Raw genomic sequence first — 25133 nt, forward strand, 5'->3', positions numbered from 1 at the left:
CTCTACCTCTCTCGCGAATCGAGTCGGGCGGGACCGAACCAGCGGTCCAGTGCCGCCGGAAGGTCGTCGTGGCTGCCGGGTCCGGCCCACGCCACATAGCCGTCGGGGCGGATCAGCACCGCGGTGGTGCCGTCGAGCGGGTCGGGCCCGTCGCCGCGCGGGGCGGCGGTGACGATGTCGATCCGCTCGCGCCAGTCGGCCGCGCGGCGGCGCACGTGCGGGTTGTCGGCCAGGTCGAGCAGGACGCCGCGGCCGGAGTGCAGCAGCGCGGTGCTGCTGGTCGGTCGGCCCCGCACGCTGAGTCGCACATGCGGCATCCGCGCCCCGAGGAGCGGATTGGGGCCGGGTCCTACGTCGTACCGGATCGCCAACCCGCTGACCTGCGCCGCGAGATGGCGGGTCACGTCGCTGTACGCGGTCAGCTCGGCGAGCACGTCACGCAGCGGCTGCGCCTCCTTGCCGCCGAGGATCAACTGGCTCTGCGCGCCGGTGTTGGCGAGCAACTGCCTGCCGACCTCGTGCCGTTCGGTGTGGTAGGTGTCGAGCAGGGACTGCGGCGCGGTGCCGCGCAGGACCGCCGCGAGCTTCCAGCCGAGGTTCACCGAGTCCTGGATGCTGGTGTTCATGCCCTGGCCGCCCGCGGGGAAGTGGATGTGGGCGGCGTCGCCGGTCAGCAGGACCCGGCCCCGGCGGTAGTCGGCGACCTGGCGTGCGGCGTCGGTGAAGGCGCTGATCCACACCGGCTCCGCGCCGGAGATGTCGTCCCCGGTGAGCCGCTTCCAGGTGTCGGCGACCTCGTGGAAGAGCGGCGGGCCGCTCCGCCTGCGCGGCGGTGTGCCGCGCTCGCCGACGATGACACGGTGCACGCCGCCCGCCAGCGGCGCGGACATCACCATGCCGCCGGCCGACAGTTCACCGGTCATGCGGGGCGCCACCTCGATGCCGCGGATGTCCGCGAGCAGCAGTTCGGTGGCGCCCGCGGTGCCGGGGAAGTCGAAGCCGCCGGCCTTGCGGACGGTGCTGCGCCCGCCGTCGGCCCCGATCAGGTAGTCCGCACGCAGCGTCCGCTCCCCGTCCGGGGTGCCGACGCGTACGGCGACGCACGCGTCCTCCTCCTGGTAGGAGCGGACCTCGTGACCGCGGCGGATCTCGGCGCCGAGTTCGAGCGCCCAGTTCTGCAGAACGGTCTCGGTGACGGACTGGGGCACGGTCTTGGCGCTGCGGTACGGGCCGTCGAGCACGCCGAGGTCCAGCGGGACCCCGCCGAAGTGGCCCTGCTCACTGGTCGTGAGATCACCGAAGCGGCGGAGCAGTCCGCGCTGGGCGAACGTCTCGACTGTTCGAATGGCCAACCCGATTCCGCGTGATTCCGCGGTGGGTCCGGAAAGGCGCTCCAAAACAATGACGTCAATACCGGCCAGCCGCAGTTCCCCGGCGAGTACGAGCCCGGCCGGTCCGGCACCCGCAATGATGACCGAAGCGCTCATACACCTCTCCCATCTGAAAGGGCAATCGCGTCCGCCGGGTTTCCGTTGGACGCAAATATCGTCGGTCACGCCCCGCCCAGAATTCAAGCAAAAATCTCAAGGGTATCTGAAAATGACCGTCAGAGGAACGTCAAACCGTGTCTTCAGATTCCTCACACTCCGACCATGAAGCCGACGTCAGGCGCCACACCGCTCGACGGCGATTCATAAGTAACCGTCAAGGGACGTACAGGTTTCTTGACCGAACACGACCGGCCACTCCGCCCCAACTGCACCTATGCGCCGGATAGTTGCGGGAACCTTGCAGGAGTATGAAATGTCCCGCCGGATCTTCAAAGCGGGCCCGGCGGCCGCTAATCTGCCAAAGAAATTTGAGCGATCCCCATCGAGGTTGGAAAGTCATGCGGGTACTGGTAGCGGATTCCGACGCGATTGGGGTCGGCAGCCTGAGTACCGAGTTGCAGCGGCACGGATTCGACATCGAGCAGTGCGGCACCGGTGCGGAGGCGCTGGAGAAGTACTCCACGTTCGATTTCTTCCTCATCGACCTGGCGCTGCCCGACATGGACGGTCTCGAAGTGTGCCGATTGCTCCGGTCAGCGAGCGACATACCGATCATCGCCTTCACCGACCCCGACACCGAACTCGACCGGATCCTGTGCTTACAGGCCGGTTGCGACGACTGCATGGCCAAGCCTTTCGGATACCGCGAACTCCACGCGCGTATCGAGGCCGTCCTGCGGCGTTCAGGACCGCAGCTCTCGGCCGCCGTCCGGTCGCAGCCGATCGTGATCGGCTCGCTGTGCGTCGACCCGGACACCCGGGAGGTCCGGGTGAACGGCCGGCTGATCAGGCTCACCCGGATCGAGTTCTGCCTGCTGCTCCAACTGGCGTCACAGCCGCAGACGGTCTTCACCCGTACGCAGTTGATGGCCGATGTGTGGGGCTACCAGCACGACGGCCGCCCGCTGAGCGCGCGGGCGAGCCGCACCATCGACACCCATGTCAGCGCGCTGCGGAAGAAGTTGGGCGACCCAAGCTGGGTCGTCACGCTCCGCGGGATCGGGTTCCGGATGGGACACGGCTGAACGACTCCCGCCGCCCCCGTCACCCCACCACACCTCACCGCCGGAACACCCGTTCCGGTATCTCGCACCCCGGAACTCGCGTCCGGTACCTCTCGCCCGGAAGGCCCTGCCTCATGCCCGGCTCACGCCACCAAGCCCACCTGCTCGCCACGGCCGTCGTCCTGTCGCTGACGCTGGCGGCCTGCTCGTCGTCGGACTCCACGTCCCCGTCGACCGACGGGAAGACGGCCAAGCCCCACGCGGGCGGTCATCTGACCTTCGCTCTGGGCTCGGACCCGATCTGCGTCGACCCGCACCAGGCGGCCACCAACGACGCGGTCTACGCCGCGCGCGGGCTGGTGGACTCGCTCACCGACCAGGACGCGGCGACCGGAAAGATCGCCCCCTGGCTCGCCGCCTCCTGGGACGTGAGCCCGGACGCCTCGGCGTTCACCTTCCACCTGCGCGACGGCGCGACCTTCAGCGACGGCAGCGCGGTGGACGCGAACGCCGTGAAGGCCAACTTCGACGCCGTGGTGAAGCTCGGGGCGAAGTCGATCTTCGGATCCGGCTATCTCAGCGGCTACCGGAGCACCGAGGTGATCGACGCGCACACCGCCAAGGTCACCTTCGACCACCCCAACGCCCAGTTCCTCCAGGCCACTTCCACCACCACGCTCGGTCTGCTGGCCCCCGCGAGCCTGAAGGGCGGCGCCGAGAAGCTGTGCGCGGGGCCGCTGATCGGCTCGGGCCCCTTCACCCTGGCGAGCTACACCCCGGGGCGCTCGGTGGAACTCAACCGGCGCGCCGACTACACCGGGGGTTCGGCCCTGTGGAAGCACAGCGGCCCCGCCTACCTGGACAAGATCACCTTCAAGGTCGTACCGGAGTCGGGGGTGCGCACCGGCAGCCTGGAATCCGGGCAGGTCGACGCCATCGCCGGGGTCGCGCCGCAGGACGAAGCGGGCCTCACCGGCCAGGGCGCGAAGCTGCTGTCCCGTTCCAACCCCGGCGTCCCGGTCGCGCTGAGCGTCAACACCTCGCGGCCCCAGGCGGGCGACATCGCGGTACGCCGGGCGCTGGAGGTCGCCATCGACCGCAAGGAGGTCGTCGACACCGTCCTCAGCGGCAGTTACCACCCGGCCACCAGCTCGCTGTCCAGCACCACCGACGGCTACCAGGACAACTCCGAGCTCCTCGCCCACGACCCGGCCGCCGCGGGGCGGATCCTGGACGCGGCGGGCTGGCAGCCGGGACCCGACGGCATCCGCGTGAAGAACGGCGCGAAGCTCGACCTCAAGGTCATCCTCGCGCCCAACTTCGGCCCCAACCAGTCCGTCCTGGAACTCGTGCAGCAACAGGTGAAGAAGGCCGGCATCGGTCTCACCCTCAAGGTGCTGAGCATCGCCGACTACCAGGTCGCCCAGAAGAGCGGCGACTACGACCTGTCCTGGGGCAACGGCACCAGGGCCGACCCGGACATCCTGCGCACCGCCTTCTCCAGCAAGCTGCTCAACCTCTCGCACATCGACGACCCCGAGTTGCAGACCCTGCTCGACACCCAGGCCGCCGCGGCCGACCCCGCCAAGCGCGCCGACATCGTCGCCTCGGCGCAGCGCCGCGTGCTCCAACAGGCTTACCAGATACCGGTGTTCGAGATGACCAGCGTGTACGCGCTGAGCGGCAAGGTGCACGACATCACCCTCGGCTCGTCGTCCCAGGCGCAGTTCCACGACGCCTGGCTCTCCTGAACGAGGGCGACGATGAGGACCTATCTCCTGCGGCGGCTGCTCCAGGCCGTGTTCGTGCTGTGGGCCGCCTACACGGTGTCCTTCGGCGTGCTGTTCCTGCTGCCCGGCGACCCGGCGACGATCATGGCGGCGGGCGGCGGTGACGCCAGTACGGTCACCCCGGCGCAGACCCGGGCACTGCGCCATCAGTACGGCCTGGACCAGCCGTTGGCCGAGCAGTACGGCACCAGGCTGCTCCATGCCCTGCACGGCGACCTGGGGCGGTCGGTGCGGAACGGCGTCCCGGTGACCCGGCTGCTCTCCCACGACCTCCCGACCACCGTCCAACTGGCCGTCTGCGCGCTGCTGCTGGCGCTGGTGCTGGGCAGCGCCGTGGCACTGCTGGCCAGTTGGACGCGGAGCGGGCCGCTGCGTCAGTTCCTGCTGTCCTTACCGGCGTTGGGGGTGTCCGCGCCGACCTTCTGGGTGGGGCTGGTGCTGGTCCAGTTGTTCTCGTTCCGCTGGCATGTCTTCCCGGCCTTCGGCGACGAGGGCTTGGACTCCCTGGTCCTGCCGTCCGTCACGCTCGCGCTGCCCGGTGCCGCGCTCATCGCGCAGGTTCTCGCCAAGAGTCTGCGTACGGCGCTGGCGGAGCCGTACGTCCAGACGGCCCTGGCCAAGGGGGCGAACCGGCGGCGGGTGCTGTTCGGCCACGCCCTGCGCAACGCGTCGATCGCCCCGCTGACCCTGGTCGGCATCATGATCGGCAATCTCCTGGCCGGGGCGGTGGTCGTGGAGAGCGTCTTCGCCCGTGCCGGGATAGGACGTGAGACGGCCGCGGCGGTGACGGCCCAGGACATCCCGGTCGTCCAGGGTGTCGTCGTCCTCGGCGCCGTCACCTTCGTCCTGACGACTCTCGCCGTCGACCTGCTCCTGCCCCTGCTGGACCCGCGGATCACCGCGACGAGGAAGCCGACGGTGCGGACATGACGGAATTGCGCCTCCCGGACGCGGACACCGCGGGGCCCGGCGCGGACCTGACCCGCGCCGAGCCCGCGCAACCGCCGCACCCGCGGTCCCGGCTCCGCCGGTACGCGCGGTTCTGGCTGACACGGCCGGGGCTGCTGCTGTCGGTGCTGCTGATCCCGGTGCTGCTGCCGACCGCGTTCTTCCCCAGGCTGCTCACCTCCCGCGATCCGCTGGCCGCCGCGCCGCGGGACAAGCTCGCGGCGCCGAGCGGAGAGCACCTCTTCGGCACCGACCAGTTGGGCCGCGACGTCTTCGCCCGTGTCGTGCACGGCTCCCTGCTCACCCTCCAGGCGAGCGGGCTTGCCGTGCTGGTCGGACTCGTCGTCGGGTCGCTGGCGGGGCTGCTCGCCGGCTACCTCGGCGGGGTCGTGGACGACACGCTGACCCGGCTCACCGACGTCCTGCTGTCCATCCCCGGCCTGCTGCTCTCGCTCGCCCTGGTGACGGCGCTGGGATTCGGCACCGTCGAGGTGGCCCTCGCCGTGGGGGTGACCAGCGTGTCGACCTTCACCAGGATCATGCGCGCCGAGGTGCTCAAGGTCGCGGGGTCCGGCTACGTGGAGGCGGCGCGGGCCTCGGGCACCCGATGGCCCGCGGTGCTGTGGCGGCACGTGCTGCCGAACGCGGCCGGTCCCGTACTGGTCTACGCGGCCGTCGACTTCGGCGCGGTCATCCTCCAGGTGTCCTCGCTGTCGTTTCTCGGCTACGGCGCGCAGCCCCCGGCGCCGGAGTGGGGCTCGCTGGTCTCGGACGGCCGCAATTACCTCGCCACGGCCTGGTGGCTCACCACCCTGCCGGGGCTCGTGATCGCCGCCACCGTGCTCGCCGCCAATCGCATCGCCCGCTCCCTCGACGGCGAAGACACGGAGGACCGATGACACACCCGACACCGGCGGACGGCGGATCCACGCCGTCCGCGGGGCCGTTGCTCGACATCAGGGGTCTGCGGATCTCCTACCGCACCCGCACCGCAACCGTGCCCGCCGTCCGCGGCATCGACCTGACCGTACAGCCGGGCGAAGTGGTCGCCCTGGTCGGCGAGTCGGGCTCGGGCAAGAGCACGGCGGCGCTCGCGGTGACGGGGCTGCTGCCGCGCGGCGGCTCGCTCGACGCGGGGGCCGTCCTCTTCGACGGCGCCGACGTGGCGCGCGCCGGGGAGACGGGGCTGCGCGGGCTCAGGGGCCGGGAGATCGGCCTGATCCCGCAGGACCCGACGCTGTCGCTCAATCCCGTGCGGCGGGTCGGATCCCAGGTGGCCGAGGCGCTGCTCATCCACCGGCTCGCCGACCGGGCGGGGGCGGCCCGGCAGGCGCTCGACCTGCTCGGCGAGGCGGGGCTGCCCGACCCGGTCCGGGTCGCGCGCCAGTACCCGCACGAACTGTCCGGCGGCATGCGCCAGCGGGTGCTGATCGCCATCGCACTGGCCGCGCGGCCCCGGCTGGTCATCGCGGACGAGCCCACGAGCGCGCTGGACGTCACCGTCCAGCGGACGATCCTCGACCACATCGACACGCTGACCCGGGACCGGGGCATCGCGGTGCTGCTGATCACCCACGACCTCGGGGTCGCGGCGGACCGGGCGCACCGGGTGAGTGTCATGTCGCGCGGCGAGGTCGTCGAGACCGGACCCGTACGGCAGGTGCTCGAACAACCGGAGCACCCCTACACCCGCGGTCTGCTCGCAGCGGCCCCGAGTCCGGCCCGGTCGCGCGTACCGGCTCTGGCCCGGTCACGGGCCGCGTTCCCGGCCGTTCGGGAGCGGGCGTACGGGTCTGACCCGATCGCGGGGAAAGCGCCGCTCGTGGCCGAGGAATCGGTCCCGGCGGACGACCTGGTGGTGGCCGAGGACCTGGTCAAGGAGTACCCCGGCCGTCGAGGGGACCTGAGCCTCGGCGTACGGGCGGTCGACGGCGTCAGCCTGCGGATCGGCCGGGGCGAGACCGTCGCCCTCGTCGGCGAATCGGGCTCGGGCAAGTCGACGACGGCGCGGATGCTCGTACGGCTCACCGAGCCGACCTCCGGGCGGATCACCTTCGACGGGCGGGACATCACCGGCCTCGACGGCGGTGAGCTGCGCCGGCTGCGCCGCCGTATGCAGATCGTCCAGCAGAGTCCGTACGCCTCGCTGTCCCCCCGGATGTCCATCGCGGAGATCGTCTGCGAGCCGCTGCGGGCCTTCCGGATCGGCGGTCGCGCCGAACGCGCCCGGCGGGCGGCGGCTCTGCTGGACCTGGTCCGGCTGCCCGCCGCGTTCCTGGGCCGACGCGCCCGCGAGCTGTCCGGCGGCCAGCGTCAGCGGGTCGCGATCGCCCGCGCCCTGGCACTGGACCCGGACCTGGTGGTCTGCGACGAGCCCGTCTCCGCGCTCGACGTGTCGTCACAGGCGCAGATCCTGGACCTGCTCGCCGGTCTCCAGGACCAGCTCGGTCTCAGCTATCTCTTCATCTCGCACGACCTGGCCGTCGTCCGCCAGATCGCCTCCCGCGTCGGCGTCATGCGGGCGGGAAGGCTCGTCGAGAGCGGCACGACGCAGGAGCTCTTCGCCGCGCCCTCCCACCCGTACACACGGGAACTGCTGGCCTCCGTCCCGGGCAGCCTCGTCCGGTGACCGATCGCCCGTGCCCGGTCCGCAGCACATCGCGGACCGGGCACGGACGACAACAACGCCGCGGGTCGATACGCCTAGCCCGCGCTGAAGGAGATCACCGGCGTGTAGGCGGAGCCGGCGTTGAACTCCACCTGCTGGGTGCCCCTCGGTGAGCCGAGGGCGCTCAGCGGCAGCGTCCAGGTGTACGTCGAGCCGCTGACCGTGGTGGTCGGGGCCGGTGTGGCGGCGGCCCACGCCCAGCCGGTCGAGGTGCTGCGGTAGAGCGAGCCGTTCTCGATCATGTAGTCCGCGCCGAGCGGCGAGGACGACGGCGCGGGCGCCTGGTAGCCGGTCGCGGTGTTGCCGTCGGTGTTGATGAAGACGTGGTGGAAGCTCTCGGAGCTGTTGAAGGTGGCCTTGAAGACGGCCGTGCCCGCCGAGGCGCACGCCGAGTACGAGGTGATGGCGCCGGAGCCCGCGGTGGTGGTGCACCCGGTGCCCCCGCCGGTGCCGCCGGTGCCCCCGGACCCGCCCGATCCGGCGGCACCGGCCTTCGCCAGTTCGTCGGACCAGTACGCGCCGGTGGGCAGGGTGTCCCACGGATTCGGCAGGTTGTCCGGGGTGACGTACAGATAACCGGCGTTGCGCTGCTTGCTCAGCGCGACCGCGTTGTCCATGTCGGCCTGCGCCGGGGTGTCGTAGACCAGGTGCCAGAACTTGTCGGGGTTGGCGTAGTTCAGCTCCCAGTCGGGCGCGGTCCAGGAGGCGTAGACGCTGTAGGTGTTCTCGAACATCACCAGCACGTCGGCCGCCGACGCGTAGCAGGACTCGGCGGGCGAACCGGGGTTGTCCACGGTGAGGGCGCCCGGGTGGGCCTGTTTGGTGGTGGAGTTGATGCCGCTGTAGAGGTTCACGTGGGCGTTGCCCGAGCCGCAGTCACCCAGGGCGTCGTCGAAGAAGATGCCCGCGAGGCCCGAAGAGCCGTACCAGGAGTACCAGTTGGCCACGTCGGCGTTGATCTGCGCGGTCCACGCGGCGACGCTGGTCTGTCCGCCGCGGGTGGTACGCCCTGTGGTGCCGAAGTAGCCGGTGTCGACGTAGCCGAGCACCTTCGCCCCGGCCCCGGCCGCCGCGTTCACGGCCGAGGCGTAGCCGCTGTCGACCGCGGTGCCGGGCCCGTTGGAGGGGTTCGCGACGGCGATGCCGACCCGGGACCCCGCCTGGTCGATCTGGGTCCAGAAGGCGCGGCCGGCGGCGTCCGAGGGGTTGAAGTACGCGGGTACGGCCAGATGCTGCGCCCCGGCTGCCGCGCTCGCCTGGCCCGACAGCGTGCCGAACACGGTCAGCGCGAGCGCGGCGGCGGCCGCCGCGCCCACGGCGGCCCTGGTCCGGCGCGCGGCGGTGAGGCGATGCCGCGACCGGGTGCGTGCGAGTGATCGGATGAGGGACATGTGATCCCCTTTCGACGGTGGGGGGGTTGCACGAACAGGGGGTGGGACAAGGGGGGGACAGGAAGCGTCAGCCCTTGACCCCGGTGTGCGCGATTCCCTGCACGAACTGCCGTTGCAGGAGAACGAAGACGGCGATGACCGGGAGGGAGGCGAGCAGCGATCCGGCCATCAGCACGGGGTAATCGGTCTGGAACTGCCCCTGGAGCGAGGCCAGTCCGGCGGACAGGGTCATCTTGTCCGGGTCGGTGTTGACCACCAGCGGCCAGAACAGGTCGTTCCAGGACCACAGCAGCCCGAGCACCGCCAGCGCGACGAGTCCGGGGCGGACCAGCGGCAGCATCACCGACCAGTAGATCCGCCACGGCCCCGCGCCGTCGATGCGCGCCGCCTCCTCCAGCTCCTTGGGCAGGGCCAGGAACGACTGCCGGAGCAGGAAGACGCCGAACGCGCTGAACATGCCGGGCAGGATCAGCGCCTGAAGGCTGTTGAGCCAGCCGAGGTCGGACATGATCTGGTACTGCGGGATGATGAACAGTTGCGGCGGCACCATCAGCACCGACAGGAACAGCCCGAAGAGCATCCCGCGGCCGGGGAAGCGCAGCCGCGCGAAGGCGTAGGCGGCCATCGGGCACAGCACCACCTGGCCGAGCGTGCGCCCGAGCGACATCAGCAGCGTGTTGAGGAACTGCCGGCCGAACGGCAGCAGGTCGAAGACCTTGCCGTAGTTGTCCCAGTGCCCGCCGGGCAGCGGCGAGGGCGGAACATGGGTGGCGTCGCTCAGCGACTTGAGGGAGGTGACGATCTGCCAGAGGAACGGGGCGACCATCGCCAGCGACGCCGCGATCAGCACGGTGTGCACGAGCCGATGGCGTCCGTGCCGGGAGCGGCGTCCGTGCCGGGAGCGGCGTGCGGGCCGGTCCGCGGCCCGGTCGGCCGTGTGGACCTCAGCCATACTGCACCCACCTCTTCTGCAAGCGGAACTGAAGGGCCGTCAGCGCGACGATGATCAGCAGCAGGACCATCACGATCGCCGCCGCGTAGCCGCGGTCGTTGGTGACGAACGCGCGGTCGTAGAAGAGCTGCACGACCGTCTCCAGGCGCGGGAACGCCGGGTTGGAGCGGGCCGCGGCGCCCGATCCGGCCATCACGTAGACCAGGTCGAACAGTTGGAGCGAGCCGATGACCGAGATCACCGAGACGAAGAACGCGGTCGGCGAGAGCAGCGGCAGGGTGACCGAGCGGAACTGCCGCAGCGGGCCCGCGCCGTCGATCTCGGCGGCCTCGTAGTACTCGCGCGGGATCGCCTGCATCCCGGCCAGGAAGATCACCAGGTTGTAGCCGATGCTGCTCCACACGCCCACCACGACCAGGGCGTACAGCGCCACCCGAGGGTCGGCCACCCAGTTCGGGCCGTCGATGCCGACCAGCGACAGCAGGTAGTTGATCAGCCCGTAGTCGCCGTTGTAGAGCCAGCGCCACACCATGCCGACCGCCACCGGCATGGTGACCACCGGCAGGAAGAACAAGGTGCGGTAGACGCCGATGCCGCGCAGGCCGCGGCGGTTGAGCAGCGCCGCGAAGACGATCGCCAGCGGGATCGACAGCAGTCCGAGCCCGGTGTAGGCGAGGGTGTTGACCAGTGCCCGGCCGAACTCGCCGTCGTGCAGCATCCGGTGGTAGTTGTCCAGCCCGCTCCACGTGTGCCCGCCGAAGGCGCCCCAGCGGGTGAACGAGAAATACGCGGTCTGCACGACCGGCCACAGGTAGAAGACCGCGAGGCCGAGGCCCGTCGGCGCGATGAAAGCGTAGCCCCACAGCGCCTCGGTGACGCGGTCGCGGCGCGGTCGCCGGAACCGGCCGGGCAGCCGCGACAGCCGCCCGGTCCGCGGCCGGGCGCCGGTGGCCGCCTGCACGTCCCCGGCGGTGGCGCCGGGGGTGGACGTGAGGGTCATGTCACTCCTTGGCGAGCAGGTCGTCCATCGCCGCGGCCAGCCCGCGCGCCGCCTTGTCCACCGACTCCTGGCCGTTCCACGCCTTGGTGAGGTACGTCAGCTCGGCCTCGTTCCAGGCGGCGGTGTTCTTCGAGACCGGGTAGGGGACGCCGTACGGCACCTCGTCGAGGAAGGTCTGGAGGTGGAACTGCGGGTAGGCGGCGATCCAGGCGCCCTGCGTGCCGTTGTACGCCGGCATCGCACCGGACTTGGCCAGGATCTCGGCGGCCGTCTTGGAGCCGAGGAAGTTCACGAACTGCCATGCCTGGTCGGCGTGTCCGGTCTTCGCCGAGACCACGTTGGCGAGGCCGTGGATGATCGTCGCCTGCTTCTCGCCCTTGGGCAGCGGGGCGACGTCGACCCGGTTCTTGGTGTAGGCGTTGCTACCGAACTCCAGGGAGTCCCACGACCCGCCCCAGTACATCGCGAGCTTGCCCGCCTCGAAGAGCTGGAGCGGCGCGGTGTCCGTCATGGTCTTCAGGTCGGGCGACTGCTTCTTCTGGATCAGGTCGGTCCAAAAGCGCAGGCCCTCGATCGTCTTCGGATCGGCGTAGCCGGACTTCTTGCCGTCCGGTGAGATCACATAGCCGCCGGCCTGGGCAATGGTGTTGTACTGGTACTCCTGGAAGCTGGTCAGCTCCGCGCCGGTGGCGTACTGGCCCTTGCTCGTGTCTGTCAGCTCCGCCGCCGCTTTCCGGAAGTCGCTCCAGGTCCAACCGGCCTTCGGGTAGGGGACCTTGGCGGCGTCGAAGAGCGCCTTGTTGTACCAGACGCCGACCGTGTCCAGGTCCTTCGGCAGGCCGTAGTGCTTGCCCTGGTACGTGTACAGGTCGACCAACTGCTCGGGGTAGGCGGACAGGTCGGTCTTGTCCTTGGCGATGCCGTCGTCCAGCGGGCGGATCACGCCGTTGGAGGCGTAGAGCTGGAAGTTGGGGCCGTTCATCCAGAAGACGTCAGGGGCGGAGCCGCCGGTGGCGGACGCCTTGAGCTTGGTCCAGTAGTCGGCCCACGGGGTGAGCTGGACCTTCACCGTGATGTCGGGGTGGGTGCGGGTGAATTCGCGGCCGAGCTGCTCCATGGCCGTCTTCTGCGTCGCGTCCCACACCCCGTACGACAAGGTGACCTTGCCGCCCGAACCACTCGCGTCCGAGCCGCTCCCGCCCGACGAACAGGCTGAGGCGGCCAGCACCACCCCGAGCGCCACCGAACTCCATCGCACCGACTTCCGCATACCGGGCCCTCCCAGGATCCACACGCCCCGGCGGTGGACCGTCAGCCGGAGTCGTCAAGTGGCATTAATCATGGAGTCCATGGAAATTAAGTCAAGACCCGTGAGGTGAAGAATTCCTCTCAGCGGCCTTCGCGCCCGGTCAGACGCGGCGGGAGAAGTGCTCCACGCCGCCCAGTTCGTGCCGTTCGCGCAGTTGCCGGTCCACGTGGTCCAGGGCCAGCCGCAGCGCGCCCAGCGCCACCCCCTCGTCGCCGAACTCGGAGATCCGCACCTCGGGCGTGCGGATGCACCAGCGGTCCAGCTCGCGCCGCAGCGGCTCCGCGATGAGGTCGGCCGACCGGGAGAAACCGCCCCCGATCACCACCAGTTCGGGGTCCAGGGTCAGCACCAGCGCCGCCGTCCCGACGGCCACGTCCCGTACGTAGCGCCGTACCACCGCCGCGGCCTTGCGGTCGCCCGCCCGCGCCGCCTCGAACACCGCCTCGGCCGCGGCCTCCTGGTCAGCCGCCTTGTCCGCCCTGTCCGCCGCCTTGTCTGCCTGCGCACCGGTATCCCGGCGCGGCCCCGGCGACCCGGTCCGATCCGGCGCGGGACCGGCCTGCGGCGGCCACGCGCGCAGGTGCTCCTGCGCCCTGATCCAGCCCGAAGCGGGCAGTGCTCCGATCTCTCCGGCCGCGTTGCCGAAGCCGCGGTGCAGCTTGCCGTCGATGATCAGCCCGGCGCCGGTCCGCAGGCCCGCGAGGATCACCACCACGTCCTTGGCGTACCGCGCCGCCCCGCACCACGACTCGGCCAGCGCGGCCAGCTTGCTGTCGTTCTCGACCAGTGCCGGGCCGCCGACCAGGCGGCGCAGATGCGCTCCGACGTCCACACCGGTCCACTCCGGCAGCGCCTCGGAGAGCATCACCCTGCCCGCGCCGTCCACCAGTCCTGTGGTGGCCACGCCCGTCGCCCACAGGTCGTCGGTGGTCAGCCCGCCGCCCGCGAGCGCTCCGGCCACCGCGCCGTCCAGTGCGGCCAGCCGCTCCTTGCGGCCCATGGCCGGCGCCACCGCGACCCGGGCGCTGTGCAGCACCGTTCCGTCCAGGTCCGCCACCAGCGCCAGGATCTTGTGGCCGCCGATGTCCACGCCGAGCACGCGGCCCGCGTCGGCGCGGAACCTGAACCGCCGGGCGGGCCTGCCCACCATCCCGGCCGCGGCGGGCACCTCCGCCAGCCAGCCGTTGTCCAGCAACTCGCGCACCACGTCCTCCGTGGAGGCGCGCGACAGCCCGGTCCGCCGGGACAGCTCGGTCAGGGTCGTCGCCGGAGCGGACCTCAACTCCCCCAGCACGGCGAGGGAGTTGAGCTGCCGGAGCCGGGAGAGGTCGCCGCCGCTCGGAGTCTCGGTCACGACATCCCCTTGAGTTTGGTTGCTGCGCGCTTAATAATGAGAGAGTCCATGATAAATAGGAAAGGATCCTATGTCTCGGGTGACTCTAGCTCTCGTCGGCGCCGGGCTGCGCGGACAGACCTACGCACGCCACGCGCAGGTCACCGGCACAGGGCGGGTGGTGGCACTGGCCGAACCCGATCCGGTGCGGCGCGCCGCCGCGGCCGAGGAATTCGCCGTCCCGCAGGACCGGGTGTACGCCGACTGGTCGGAACTGGCGGCGGCCGGCCGGCTCGCCGACGCCGCGATCGTGGCCACCCAGGACAGACAGCACACCGAACCGGCCGTCGCGCTGGCGGACCTCGGCTATCACGTGCTCCTGGAGAAGCCGATGGCCACCACCGAGGCCGAGTCCGCGGAGATCGCGGAGGCCGCCGAGCGGAACAAGATCATGCTCGCCGTCTGCCATGTGCTGCGGTACACCCCGTACACGCGGACGCTCAAGCGGATGCTGGACGAGGGCGCGATCGGCCGTCTGGTCAGCGTCCAGCACCTGGAGCCGGTCGGCTGGTGGCACCAGGCGCACTCGTTCGTCCGGGGCAACTGGCGCCGCTCGGACACCTCGGCGCCGATGCTGCTGACCAAGTCGTGCCACGACATCGACTGGCTGGTGTATCTCTTCGGCCGCTCGCCGCGCCGGGTCAGCTCCTTCGGCAGTCTCACCCACTTCCGGGCCGAGGCGGCGCCCGCGGGGGCCGCCGCTCGCTGCACGGACTGCCCGATCGAGAGCACCTGCCCGTACTCGGCCAAGCGCCTGTACCTGGACTGTCTTGAGGACCCGGAGCGGCGCTACTGGCCGCTGTCAGCGGTCACCGAGGACCACACCGAGTCCGGCGTCCTGGAGGCGCTGCGCACCGGTCCCTACGGGCGCTGCGTCTACGCGTGCGACAACGACGTCGTCGACCACCAGGTGGTCTCGATGGAGTTCGACGACGGCGCCACCTGCTCGTTCACGATGAGCGCCTTCACCCCGCAGGAGCACCGCAGGACCCGGCTGCTGGGCACCCACGGCTATCTCGACGGCGACGGCGTGACCATCAGGACGGTCGACTTCCGTACCGGTGAGGAGGGCGTCGTGGACACCAGCACCACCGCCGGAGCCTCGGCCGCGGACGGCCACGGCGGGGGCGACGAGGCGCTGATGGACGCCTTCCTGGAGGCGGTCGCCACCGGAGACGGCGGCGTCCTGAAGTCCGACGCGGCGGCGAGTCTGGCCAGCCACCGCGTGGTGTGGGCCGCGGAGGAGGCCAGGACGACCGGCACCGTCGTCGCGCTCGCGTCCGCGGTCTGAGCGACCGCGCACCGGCGCCCCGCAGAAGTCCGACCCGCGCGCCACCGTCGGTCAGTCGGTCAGTCGGCCAGTCGGCCAGTCGGCCACCGGACGCCGCACCCCCGTCGTGGACTCCCCCACCTCCAGCCGGTACGGGGCCACGTGCACCGCGTGCCCCGGCGGGGTCGCCGCGCCGATCCGGCCGGCCAGCGACGTGACGGCCAGCGAGGCGATGGCCGCTTTGTCGGGCACCACCGTCGTCAGCGAGGGAGTGGCGTAGCGGCCCTCCTCGCTGCCGTCGACGCTGGCGACGGCGATGTCCCCCGGCACGGCGAGACCGGCCTCGTGGAAGGCGCGGATCGCGCCGACGGCCAGCATGTCGTTGAAGCAGAACACCGCGTCCGGGCGGCTCCCGGCGGGCAGGGCGGCCAGGGCGCGGCCCGCCCGCAGCCCGCTGCGCCGGTCGAACTCCCCTACCTGCGGCGCGAGTCGGGGATCGAAGGACAGACCCGCCTCGTGCAGGGCCAGTTGGAAGCCCTCCAGGCGCTGCCTGCTGGTCGCCGAGCCCTGCCGGTCCACGCCGACGGCGGCGAGCCGCGTCCGGCCGAGCGAGACCAGGTGGGCGGTGGCCTCGCGGGCGGCGGCCACATTGTCGATCAGGACGTGGTCGGCGCGGAGTTGCTCCCGGCCGTCCTCGCGCTCGCCCAGCAGCACCAGCGGGAAACCGGCCGTGGTGGCGGCGAGTTGGCCGAAGGGCACCCGGAGCGGGGAGAGGATCACTCCGTCGAGCAGGGCCGCGCCGAGGCCGGTGGCCAGCCGCAGCTCTTCGCGGGCGTCGCCCAGCGTCTCCTCGATCAGGACGGTGAGCCCGATCCGGGACGCCTCGGTCCGCACGTGGTGGGCGAGTTCGGCGAAGTAGGGCGTAGCCAGGAACGGCACCGCCAGGGCGATCAGCCCGCTGCGGCCGGTGCGCAGCCGTACCGCCGACGGGTTGGGGCGGTACCCCAGCTCACTCACCGCGACCATGACGCGTTCCCGGGTGGCGGGGGCCACTCGGGACATTCCGCGTACAACGTTGGAAACAGTCTTGACCGATACGCCCGCACGATCGGCGACGTCCTTGAGCCTTACTGCTGTCACATACTCGCCCTTCTCGGAGACGCCTCATTGTAGGGCAGTTCGGCGCAGACCGTCTGGGCAATGAGCGCAGAGGCGGGTCGAGCGGGCTCAAAGGGTTGACCTCCAGTACACACAGTGGTTACAACGTTGGAACAACGAGCTGCGGGACCTGCCGGCCGACCCTGCCGGAGGCTCCTCCAGCCTCACGAGAGGGCCCGCATGTCCGCGCACCGCCCGAACCTCCCGCTGCGCACCGCCGTGGTGGGTACCGGATCCATCGCCCGAGGAAGTCACCTGCCCGCGCTCGCCGCTGTGGCGGCGGAGGGCTCGGTGGAGATCGTCGCCGTGGTCGACGTCGCCGAGGAGGCGGCCCGCGCCGCCGCCGAGGAGTTCTCCGTGCCGGGCGCCTTCACCGACCTCGACACCATGCTCGGCGAGGTACACCCCGACCTGGTCGTACTCTGCACACCGCCATCCCTGCACCGGGAGCAGGCGGTGGCGGCGGTGCGGGCCGGTGCACACGTCTGGTGCGAGAAGCCGCCGTGCCCCTCGCTCGCCGACTACGACGCGGTGACGGCCGCCGCCGAGCGGGCGCCGGGCGCGCCCACCGCTGCGTACGTCTTCCAGCACCGCTTCGGCTCCGGCGCCCGCCACATCCGCGAACTGCTGCGCGCGGGCGCCTTCGGACGGCCGCTGGTCGCGCACTGCCAGACCACCTGGTACCGGGGCGCGGACTACTACGCCGTGCCGTGGCGCGGCCGTTGGGACACCGAGGGCGGCGGACCCGCCATGGGGCACGGCATCCACCAGAACGACCTGCTGCTCGACCTGCTGGGCCCGTGGCGGGAGATCCGCGCGATGGCCGCCCGGCTGGTGCACGACGTGCAGACCGAGGACGTCTCCACCGCCCAGGTCCGGTTCGCTAGCGGCGCGGTCGCCACCGTCGTCAACAGCGTGCTCAGCCCCGACGAGGTCAGCCGTATACGGATCGACTGCGAGCTGGCCACCGTCGAGCTCACCCACCTCTACGGCTACCGCAACGCCGACTGGCGGATCACCCCCGCCCCCGGCGTTCCGGAGGAGACGGCACTGGCCTGGAACGACTTCGGTCCCGACGAACCCAGTTCCCACCTGGCGCAGTTGCGTGCCCTGGTGGCGGACATCCGGGCCGGAACCCCGCACCCGACCGGCGGCGAGGGCGGCCGCAGGGTCGTGGAGTTCACCGCCGCGCTCTACAAGTCCGCCTTCACCGACGCCACCGTCCGGGCGGGCGAGATCGGCCCCGACGACCCGTTCTACGCCGCGATGCACGGCGGTGAACCCGACCGGCTGCCGGTCGACGCCCGCGAGGAGGAGCAGGCCGTATGACGCTGTCGCTGACCCACGTCCACGACGACCGGATCACCGTGACCCACCGGGCCACCGGTACCGAGCTGTTCGCCTACGTGTACCGCCCGGAGGCCGCCTGGGAGGCGCCGAAGCCGTACCTCCACCCGATCCGCACCATCGGCGGTGGCCTGGTCACCGACTACCGCCCGAACGACCACCGTTGGCACAAGGGTCTCCAGCTCACCGCCTCGCACCTGTCGGGTCAGAATCTGTGGGGCGGCAACACGTATGTGCACGGCGAGGGGTACGTGGCGCTGCCCGAGCGGATCGGCTCGATGGCGCACGCCGGCTTCGACGAGGTGTCGGCGGGTCCCGACGGCGTGGTGATCGCCGAGCACCTGACCTGGCACCCGTACGACGGCTCGCTCTGGGCCGAGGAGGACCGCAGGATCGAGGTCCGGGCCGACACCGAGTCCGGCAGCTGGACCCTGACCTGGTCCTCGGCCGTCACCAACCGGCGCTCGGAGCCGTTGCGGTTCGGCAGCCCCACCACCGCCGGGCGGCCCGACGCCGGTTACACCGGGCTGTTCTGGCGCGGGCCGCGCGCCTTCCGCGACGGACACGCCTTCACCGCGGACGGCGACAGCGCCGAGCGCGACCTGATGGGCGAGCGGGCCCCCTGGCTCGCCTACAGCGGTGAGCACGACGGACGCGACGGACACGCCACCGTCGTCTTCGAGCACGCGCCCGGCAACGACCACGCGGGCGAGAAGGGCGCCCACCCCGCGCACTGGTTCGTGCGCACCGACCCGTTCGCCGCGGTCGCCCCGTCCTTCGCCTTCCACGAGGAGCTGGTCCTGGCGCCCGGCGAGGTCCTGGACCGTACGTACCGCGTCCATGTCGCCGACGGCGCCTGGGACCGCGCCGCGGTCACCGCCCATCTGGAGCGGCACCCGTGGTGACCGCGGGCTACGACGGGTTCCCCGGGGCGGTCGCGGTCTCCCGGCTGAGCGTCTACAACTGGCCGACCGTCGACGGCCACCCCGGCGGCGGCACCCCGCACCTCCATCTGGCGTGCAGCGAGGGGTACGTGGTGACGGACGGCGAGGGCGCCGTGCAGACCCTGACCGCCGCCGGTTTCGAGGAGACCCCGCTGCGCGCGGGCACCGTGGCCTGGTTCACCCCCGGCACCATCCACCGGCTGGTCAACGACGGGGATTTGCGGATCACCGTCGTGATGCAGAACGGCGGGCTCCCCGAGGCGGGCGACGCGGTCCTCACCCTGCCGCCCGACCGGCTGACCGACCCCGGGACGTACGCGGCGGCGGTCGGACTGCCCACCAGCGGGAGCGAGCGGGAACTGGTCGGCGCGGCGCGGGCCCGCCGTGACCTCGCCACCCGCCGGTTCTTCGAGCTGCGCGACGCCGTCGCCGCAGGTGATTCGGAGCCGCTGGCCGCCTTCCACCGCGCGGCGGCCGAGCTGGTGCGGCCACGCCTGGCCGCCTGGGAGCGCCGCTGGCGCGAGGGCGCTCAGGCGGCCGTGACCGCCACCCGCGACCAGTTGGCCGCTCTCGGTGACGGCGACGCGCGCCATCTGGCCGACGCCCGTACCCACGCCGGCGGACCCACCGCGACCGGACGGTTCGGAATGTGCGGGCGTCTCGACGTCTACCACGACGGGTGAGCCGTACGGCCCGTCCCCACCTCCAGCCCCGTGCCATCGCTCCACCCACCCACCCCGGAAAGGCCACCATGCCCGAGCCACGAAGCGGCCGGCGTCGGTTCCTCCGCCGCCGAGCGGTCGCCACGGCGGTCGCCGCCGGTTGCAGCACCGTTCTGCTGGCCGCGCTCACCTCCTGCGGCGCCTCCGGCGCCTCGGGCGGTCACATCACCCTCACCTTCTCCTGGTGGGGCAACGACGAACGCCAAGCCCGTACCGAGAAGGCGGTGCACCTGTTCGAGAAGGCGCACCCGGACATCAGCGTCCAGATGTCCAACGCCGACTTCGGCTCCTACAAGCAGCGGCTGTCCACCCAGGCCGCGGGCGGCGGGATACCGGACCTGGCGCAGCTCGACTACCGCCAGATCTCCCAGTTCTCCTCCGGCGGCGCGCTGCTTCCCCTGGACCGGTACGTCGGGGACGGCACCCTCGACACCGCCGGGATGAACACGTCCTTGGTGCGCACCGGCTACCTGGCGGGAAAGCAGTACGCGCTGCCGATGGGCCGCGGGATCACCGGTTACGTCTACGACGCCGACGTCTTCGACAAGGCCGGTATCCCGGCGCCGCAGCCCTCGTGGACCTGGCAGGACTGGGCCGACGCCAGTGCGAAGATCGCCGGGCTGAAGCTGAAGTCCCCCGACGGGCGGACCGTGGCGGGCGGCAACGACGGCGGGAGCAACGAGGACGTCTTCGAGGACTGGTTGCGCAGCCACGGCAAGCAGCTCTACGCGAGCCCCACCAAGCTCGGCTACACCGAGAAGGACCTCGCCGGCTTCTGGACCTTCTTCCACACGCTCCAGAAGGCGGGCGCGGTGGTCTCGGCCAAGGACAGCGCGCAGGCCGACGCGACGGGCATCAGCGCCTTCAGCCGCGGTCTGGACGCCATGGACTACTCCTGGGACGCGACCTTCACCGGCTTCACCAGTCCGACCGGGCACGCGATGCGCTTCGCGCCGGTGCCCACCATCGACGGCAAGGCGGGGTCGTACTTCAAGCCGACGATGCTGATCGGCATCGGCGCCCACTCGAAACACCCGCAGGCCGCGGCCGAGTTGATGAACTTCCTCCTCAACGACCCGCAGGCGGGCGACATTCTGGGCGTCACCCGCTCCCAGCCGCCCAACCCGAAGATCGCCGCCGAGGTGAACAGGAAGCTGACAGGACCGGAGTTGAAGGTCTGGCAGTTCGACGAGGTGATGCAGAAGTACGGCGTGCAGCCGCCGCCGTCCGCGCCTCCCAAAGGTGACGTCGCGATCCAGAGCGCCTTCGTCCGCGAGTACCAGCGGGTGGAGTTCGGCCTGGCGTCGCCCGCGAAGGCGGCCCATGAGCTGGTCGTCCAGGCGAAGCAGGAGTTGGAGTCATGAGCGTCTCGCAGATCGAGGCGGCCGAGGCCGCCGGGCGGGCCGAGGACACACCGGAACCGGACCGGCGCACCCGCCGCGGCCGGGAGGCGCGCTGGCCCGCGTATGTGTTCCTCACCCCGTGGATGATCGGCGCGGTCGCGGTGACGCTGGTGCCGATGGCGGTCTCCCTCTATCTCTCCTTCACCAGTTACGACATGCTCTCCACCCCGCACTGGGTGGGCCTGCGCAACTACTCGGAGATGCTGACCGCCGACCCGCGGTTCTGGCGGTCGGTCCTGACCACCCTGAAGTACGTGGTGATCGCCGTCCCGCTCAAGCTGGCCCTGGCGCTGGGCGCCGCGATGCTGCTCAAGCGGCTCAGCAGCCGGGGCCGGGGTTTCTACCGGTCGGCGTTCTACGCCCCGTCCCTGCTCGGCGCGAGCATGTCGATCGCGCTGGTGTTCCGGGCGCTGTTCAACGACGGCGGCACGATCGACAACGTTCTGGGCACCTTCGGCATCCACATCGGCGGCTGGGTCGGCAATCCGCATCTGGCGACCTATGTCGTGGTGCTGCTGACCGTCTGGCAGTTCGGCGCCCCCATGGTCATCTTCCTGGCCGGTCTCCAGCAGATCTCGCCGGAGCTGTACGAGGCGGCGTCGCTCGACGGGGCGGGCGCCTGGCGGCAGTTCGTCTCCGTCACGGTGCCGATGCTCTCGCCGGTGGTCTTCTTCAACCTGGTGCTCGAGGTGATCCAGTCCTTCCAGGTCTTCACGCCCGCCTTCGTCGTCAGCGGCGGCAACGGCGGACCGGCCGACTCGACGCTCTTCTACACGCTCTACCTGTACGAGCGCGGCTTCACCGCCTCGCACATGGGCTACGCCTCGGCCATGGCCTGGCTGATGCTGCTCGCCATCGCGGCCGTCACCGCGGTGCTGTTCAAGACCTCCCGGTCCTGGGTGTTCTACGCGGACGAGGCGGAACGATGAATCTGACCCTGCGCCGCTGGCTGCCCCACACGGTGGCCCTGATCGCGCTGCTCGCCCTGCTCTACCCGCTGCTCTGGCTGCTGGTGACGTCCGTCAAGCCCGCCGACGAGGTGGTGACCAGCGTCGACCTGTGGCCCCGGCACTTCGAGTGGAGCAACTACACCACCGCGCTCGACGGTGTCTCGGGCGTCTCGGTGACCCGGCTGCTCGGCAACAGCATGCTGATCGGCCTCGGTTCCGTGATCGGCACCGTGACGTCCTGCTCGCTGGCCGCGTACGCCTTCGCGCGGCTGCGGTTCCGGATGCGCGGACCGATGTTCGCCTTCACCGTGGCCACGCTGATGCTGCCGCAGCACGTGGTGCTGATCCCGCAGTACATCATCTTCAACAAGCTCGGCATGATGAACACCTACTGGCCGCTCGTCCTGCCCAAATTCCTCGCGGTGGACGCGTTCTTCGTCTTCCTCATCGTGCAGTTCATGCGCAATCTGCCCAGGGACCTGGAGGAAGCGGCCAGGATCGACGGCTGCGGCCCGTTCCGCTCGTTCTTCCACATCGTCCTGCCGCTGAGCCGGCCCGCGCTGATCACCACCGCGATCTTCTCGTTCATCTGGTCCTGGAACGACTTCTTCGCCCAGATGATCTACCTGCTCTCGCCGGAGAAGGCCACGATCACGCTGGCGCTGCGGAGCTTCATCGACCAGTCGAGCACCTCCGCCTACGGGCCCATGTTCGCCATGTCGGTGATCTCCGTGCTGCCCATCGTGCTGTTCTTCCTCGTGTTCCAGCGCTACCTGGTGCAGGGCATGGCCACCTCCGGACTGAAGAGCTGAGGAGGACCGATGAGTCACCCACCCGTCGTCTCCCGCCGGGCCCACCGCGAGCCGGGCGAGGTGTTCGGCTCCGGCTTCACCCTCTTCGCCGACATGCTGCTGGTGGGCGTGGTCACCGCCGTGGCCTGCCTGCCGGTGGTCACGGCTCCGGCAGCGCTCTCCGCCGCCTGCGCCGTACTGCGCCGGACCGCGGCGAGCGGCGTGCAGGTCCGGCTCGGCGACCTGGTGGCCGAGGTGAGAGCCCGGCTGACCGTGCCCGCGCTGCTCAAGGGCCTGGCGCCGCCCGCGTTCGCCGTGCTGTTCCTGCTCGACGAGGAACTGCTGCGCTCCGGGCTGCCCGGCGCGGCCCTCATGGCGCCGGTCCTGATGCTGCTGGCCCTCGGCGCGGCGGCCGTCGGCCTGCGCGCGGTCGCCCTGGACGGACCGCACCGGCTCTCGGGCCGCGAGGCGCTGGCGCGCTCCCTGACCGACCCGCGCGGCACCGCCCTGCTGGCCGGAGCCGTGGTCCTGGCGGCGCTGCTGCTGTGGGCCATGCCCGTCCTCCTGCCCCTGCTGCCCGGCCCGTTGGCGTTCGCCGCGACCGCCGTGGACCTGCGGCGCCGCGCCGACCCGCACGACCGCTGACCGACCCGTACGACCGCTGACCGGCGCGCCCGCCCGCCGCCCGCGTCCCGACATCCGCCAAGACCCACCTCCGGAGCACTGCCCCATGCCCCACACGCACCTCGACGCGGCCGGTCACCCCCGGCCGCAACTGGTCCGCGATCCCGACTGGCACGACCTCTGCGGCCCCTGGCTCTTCGCCCACGACGACGCCGACACCGGGCACGCCGACCGCTGGATGGACCCGGCGGTCACCGAGCCCTTCACCACGACGATCACCGTCCCGTACCCGCCCGAGTCCAAGGCGTCAGGCGTCCACGACACCGGTCACCACCCGGTGGTCTGGTACCGCCGTTCCCTCGATCTGCGTCGGCCGGCCTCCGGCCGCCTGCTGCTGCACTTCGGCGCGGTGGACTACCGCGCCGAAGTGTGGCTGGACGGGCGGCTGGTCGGGCGGCACGAGGGCGGTCACACCGGGTTCACCTGCGACCTGACGGACGTTCTCGACGGCGACGGCGAGCAGGTGCTCGTGGTCCGCGCGGAGGACCAGCCGATGGACGCGGCGCAGCCCCGGGGCAAGCAGGACTGGCGGCGCGACCCGCACGTCATCTGGTACGAGCGCACCACCGGGATCTGGCAGCCGGTGTGGCTCGAAGAGGTCCCCGAGGAGCACGTCACCGTCCTGCACTGGCTGCCCGACGTCGCCCACGCCCGGGTCGGCTGCCGGGTCCGCCTCAGCCGCTGGCCGCGCGGCCCGCGCGACCTCACGGTCCGCCTCACCACAGGCGAGCGGGTGCTGGCCGAGCAGCGGATCCGTACCGAGGGCCAGGAGACCGCCTTCGACATCTCCGTCCCCGCGCTGCGGCACGGCCAGGACCTCGACGACCTGCTGTGGCGTCCGGAGAAACCGCACCTGGTGGACGCCACCGTGACGGTCACCGACCCCGCCGACGGAGCCCGCCTCGACCAGGTCTCCTCCTACCTGGGCCTGCGCGACCTCGGCTGGGACGACGGCGTCTTCCTGCTCAACCACCGGCCGTACTTCCTGCGCATGGCGCTCCAGCAGGGCTACTGGCCCGAATCCCACCTCGCCGCGCCCGGGGAGGCGCTGCGCCGGGACGTGGAACTCGCCAAGGAGCTGGGGCTCAACGGGCTGCGGATCCACCAGAAGATCGAGGATCCGCGGTTCCTGTACTGGGCCGACCGGCTCGGCCTGCTGATCTGGGAGGAGATGCCCTCGGCCTATGTGTTCGGCGCGCCGACCGTGGAGCGGGTGGCGCACGAGTGGACCGAGGCGATCCGCCGGGACCTCAGCCATCCCGCGATCGTCGCCTGGGTTCCGGTCAACGAGTCCTGGTCCGTGCCGAATCCGGCGCTGGTGCCGGAGCAGCGGCACTTCATGGACGCGCTGTACCACCTGACCAAGGCGCTCGACCCGACCCGGCCCGCGGTCTCCAACGACGGCTGGGAGCTGTCGGCGGCCGACATCTGGGGCGTCCACGACTACACCCAGCACGCCTCGGTCCTGGCCGACCGCTACGGCCACGCGGCCCTGCGCCAGGGCGCGTTCACCGAGCGCTGGCCCGCGGGCAAGCGGCTCACCCTGGAGGGCGTACGCCACCAGGGCCAGCCGGTGGTGCTGAGCGAATTCGGCGGCGCCACCTTCGAACCGGCCGACGGCGAGAACTGGTTCGGGTACGACACGGTGGCCACCGACGAGGACTTCACCGCGCGCCTCGACGCTCTGGTGACCGCCGCCGTCGACTCCGGCCTGGCCGGCTTCTGCTACACCCAGTTGACCGACACCCTCCAGGAGACCAACGGCCTGCTCACGGCGGACCGGGAGCCGAAGGTGCCGACGCAGACCGTGCGCGCGATCGTGGGACGGCCGCGGACGCTCGGATGAGGTCGGGGCGGAG

Annotated in this window: 21 protein-coding genes; 14 read left to right on the forward strand and 7 right to left on the reverse strand. The window is 71.2% G+C overall.

Features of this window, described 5'->3' with window-relative positions:
- Positions 1-2: 2 nt before the first annotated feature.
- The gene (locus BGM09_RS02130) at positions 3-1487 is read right to left on the reverse strand and encodes an FAD-dependent monooxygenase (RefSeq protein ID WP_188279625.1); all 1485 of its coding nucleotides are present in this window, start codon (positions 1485-1487) and stop codon (positions 3-5) included.
- A 401-nt stretch (positions 1488-1888) separates the two neighbouring features.
- On the opposite strand from BGM09_RS02130, the gene BGM09_RS02135 reads away from it, so the two are divergent.
- The 5 genes from BGM09_RS02135 to BGM09_RS02155 all read left to right on the forward strand — a co-directional run bounded on the left by BGM09_RS02135 (position 1889) and on the right by BGM09_RS02155 (position 7921).
- Positions 1889-2575, forward strand: a complete 687-nt coding sequence (locus BGM09_RS02135; RefSeq protein ID WP_188279626.1) for a response regulator transcription factor — start codon at positions 1889-1891, stop codon at positions 2573-2575.
- A 113-nt stretch (positions 2576-2688) separates the two neighbouring features.
- Positions 2689-4305 carry an ABC transporter substrate-binding protein gene (locus tag BGM09_RS02140; RefSeq protein WP_188279627.1) on the forward strand — a complete coding sequence of 539 codons (1617 nt, stop codon included), beginning with the start codon at positions 2689-2691 and terminating at the stop codon, positions 4303-4305.
- A gap of 12 nt (positions 4306-4317) precedes the next feature.
- Entirely contained in the window at positions 4318-5274 is a 957-nt protein-coding gene (locus BGM09_RS02145; protein WP_188279628.1) for an ABC transporter permease, read from the forward strand.
- The gene (locus BGM09_RS02150) at positions 5271-6191 is read left to right on the forward strand and encodes an ABC transporter permease (RefSeq protein ID WP_188279629.1); all 921 of its coding nucleotides are present in this window, start codon (positions 5271-5273) and stop codon (positions 6189-6191) included. The genes BGM09_RS02145 and BGM09_RS02150 overlap by 4 nt, the downstream gene beginning before the upstream one ends.
- Positions 6188-7921, forward strand: coding sequence for a dipeptide ABC transporter ATP-binding protein (locus BGM09_RS02155; RefSeq protein ID WP_188279630.1), 1734 nt, complete (start codon positions 6188-6190; stop codon positions 7919-7921). Before BGM09_RS02150 ends, BGM09_RS02155 begins: the two co-directional genes overlap by 4 nt.
- Before the next feature lie 74 nt (positions 7922-7995).
- On the opposite strand, the gene BGM09_RS02160 is transcribed toward BGM09_RS02155, so the two are convergent.
- The 5 genes from BGM09_RS02160 to BGM09_RS02180 form a co-directional block, all read right to left on the reverse strand.
- Positions 7996-9351 (reverse strand): spherulation-specific family 4 protein, encoded by a 1356-nt coding sequence (locus BGM09_RS02160; protein WP_188279631.1) that lies wholly within the window; start codon positions 9349-9351, stop codon positions 7996-7998.
- Between the two features lie 67 nt (positions 9352-9418).
- Positions 9419-10303 (reverse strand): carbohydrate ABC transporter permease, encoded by an 885-nt coding sequence (locus tag BGM09_RS02165; protein WP_188279632.1) that lies wholly within the window; start codon positions 10301-10303, stop codon positions 9419-9421.
- Positions 10296-11303 (reverse strand): carbohydrate ABC transporter permease, encoded by a 1008-nt coding sequence (locus BGM09_RS02170; RefSeq protein ID WP_188279633.1) that lies wholly within the window; start codon positions 11301-11303, stop codon positions 10296-10298. The genes BGM09_RS02165 and BGM09_RS02170 overlap by 8 nt, the downstream gene beginning before the upstream one ends.
- Position 11304: 1 nt before the next feature.
- A complete protein-coding gene (locus BGM09_RS02175; protein WP_188279634.1) occupies positions 11305-12573 on the reverse strand; it encodes an ABC transporter substrate-binding protein in 1269 nt (422 codons plus the stop codon).
- A gap of 139 nt (positions 12574-12712) precedes the next feature.
- The gene (locus BGM09_RS02180; protein ID WP_188279635.1) at positions 12713-13966 is read right to left on the reverse strand and encodes an ROK family transcriptional regulator; all 1254 of its coding nucleotides are present in this window, start codon (positions 13964-13966) and stop codon (positions 12713-12715) included.
- A 70-nt stretch (positions 13967-14036) separates the two neighbouring features.
- Between BGM09_RS02180 and BGM09_RS02185 the strand changes: the two genes are divergently transcribed.
- On the forward strand, positions 14037-15296 hold the full coding sequence (locus BGM09_RS02185) for a Gfo/Idh/MocA family protein (protein WP_188279636.1): 1260 nt from the start codon (positions 14037-14039) through the stop codon (positions 15294-15296).
- Positions 15297-15347: 51 nt separating this feature from the next.
- On the opposite strand, the gene BGM09_RS02190 is transcribed toward BGM09_RS02185, so the two are convergent.
- Positions 15348-16415, reverse strand: a complete 1068-nt coding sequence (locus BGM09_RS02190; RefSeq protein ID WP_188279637.1) for a LacI family DNA-binding transcriptional regulator — start codon at positions 16413-16415, stop codon at positions 15348-15350.
- Positions 16416-16613: 198 nt separating this feature from the next.
- Between BGM09_RS02190 and BGM09_RS02195 the strand changes: the two genes are divergently transcribed.
- From BGM09_RS02195 to BGM09_RS02230, 8 genes are all read left to right on the forward strand, one after another.
- Positions 16614-17762: a Gfo/Idh/MocA family protein gene (locus BGM09_RS02195; RefSeq protein WP_188279638.1), complete on the forward strand. Its 1149-nt coding sequence runs from the start codon at positions 16614-16616 to the stop codon at positions 17760-17762.
- Positions 17759-18685, forward strand: coding sequence for a PmoA family protein (locus BGM09_RS02200; protein ID WP_188279639.1), 927 nt, complete (start codon positions 17759-17761; stop codon positions 18683-18685). The genes BGM09_RS02195 and BGM09_RS02200 overlap by 4 nt, the downstream gene beginning before the upstream one ends.
- Positions 18679-19407 (forward strand): cupin domain-containing protein, encoded by a 729-nt coding sequence (locus BGM09_RS02205; RefSeq protein ID WP_188279640.1) that lies wholly within the window; start codon positions 18679-18681, stop codon positions 19405-19407. Before BGM09_RS02200 ends, BGM09_RS02205 begins: the two co-directional genes overlap by 7 nt.
- A gap of 68 nt (positions 19408-19475) precedes the next feature.
- Positions 19476-20810, forward strand: a complete 1335-nt coding sequence (locus tag BGM09_RS02210) for an ABC transporter substrate-binding protein (protein WP_188279641.1) — start codon at positions 19476-19478, stop codon at positions 20808-20810.
- Positions 20807-21778 carry a carbohydrate ABC transporter permease gene (locus BGM09_RS02215; protein ID WP_188279642.1) on the forward strand — a complete coding sequence of 324 codons (972 nt, stop codon included), beginning with the start codon at positions 20807-20809 and terminating at the stop codon, positions 21776-21778. The genes BGM09_RS02210 and BGM09_RS02215 overlap by 4 nt, the downstream gene beginning before the upstream one ends.
- Positions 21775-22611 (forward strand): carbohydrate ABC transporter permease, encoded by an 837-nt coding sequence (locus tag BGM09_RS02220; RefSeq protein WP_188279643.1) that lies wholly within the window; start codon positions 21775-21777, stop codon positions 22609-22611. The genes BGM09_RS02215 and BGM09_RS02220 overlap by 4 nt, the downstream gene beginning before the upstream one ends.
- Before the next feature lie 9 nt (positions 22612-22620).
- Positions 22621-23235, forward strand: coding sequence for a hypothetical protein (locus tag BGM09_RS02225; RefSeq protein WP_188279644.1), 615 nt, complete (start codon positions 22621-22623; stop codon positions 23233-23235).
- 85 nt (positions 23236-23320) lie between these two features.
- Positions 23321-25120: a glycoside hydrolase family 2 protein gene (locus BGM09_RS02230; protein WP_188279645.1), complete on the forward strand. Its 1800-nt coding sequence runs from the start codon at positions 23321-23323 to the stop codon at positions 25118-25120.
- Positions 25121-25133 lie beyond the last annotated feature (13 nt).

It is taken from the genome of Streptomyces sp. CBMA29 (assembly GCF_014596445.1).
Lineage (GTDB): Bacteria > Actinomycetota > Actinomycetes > Streptomycetales > Streptomycetaceae > Actinacidiphila.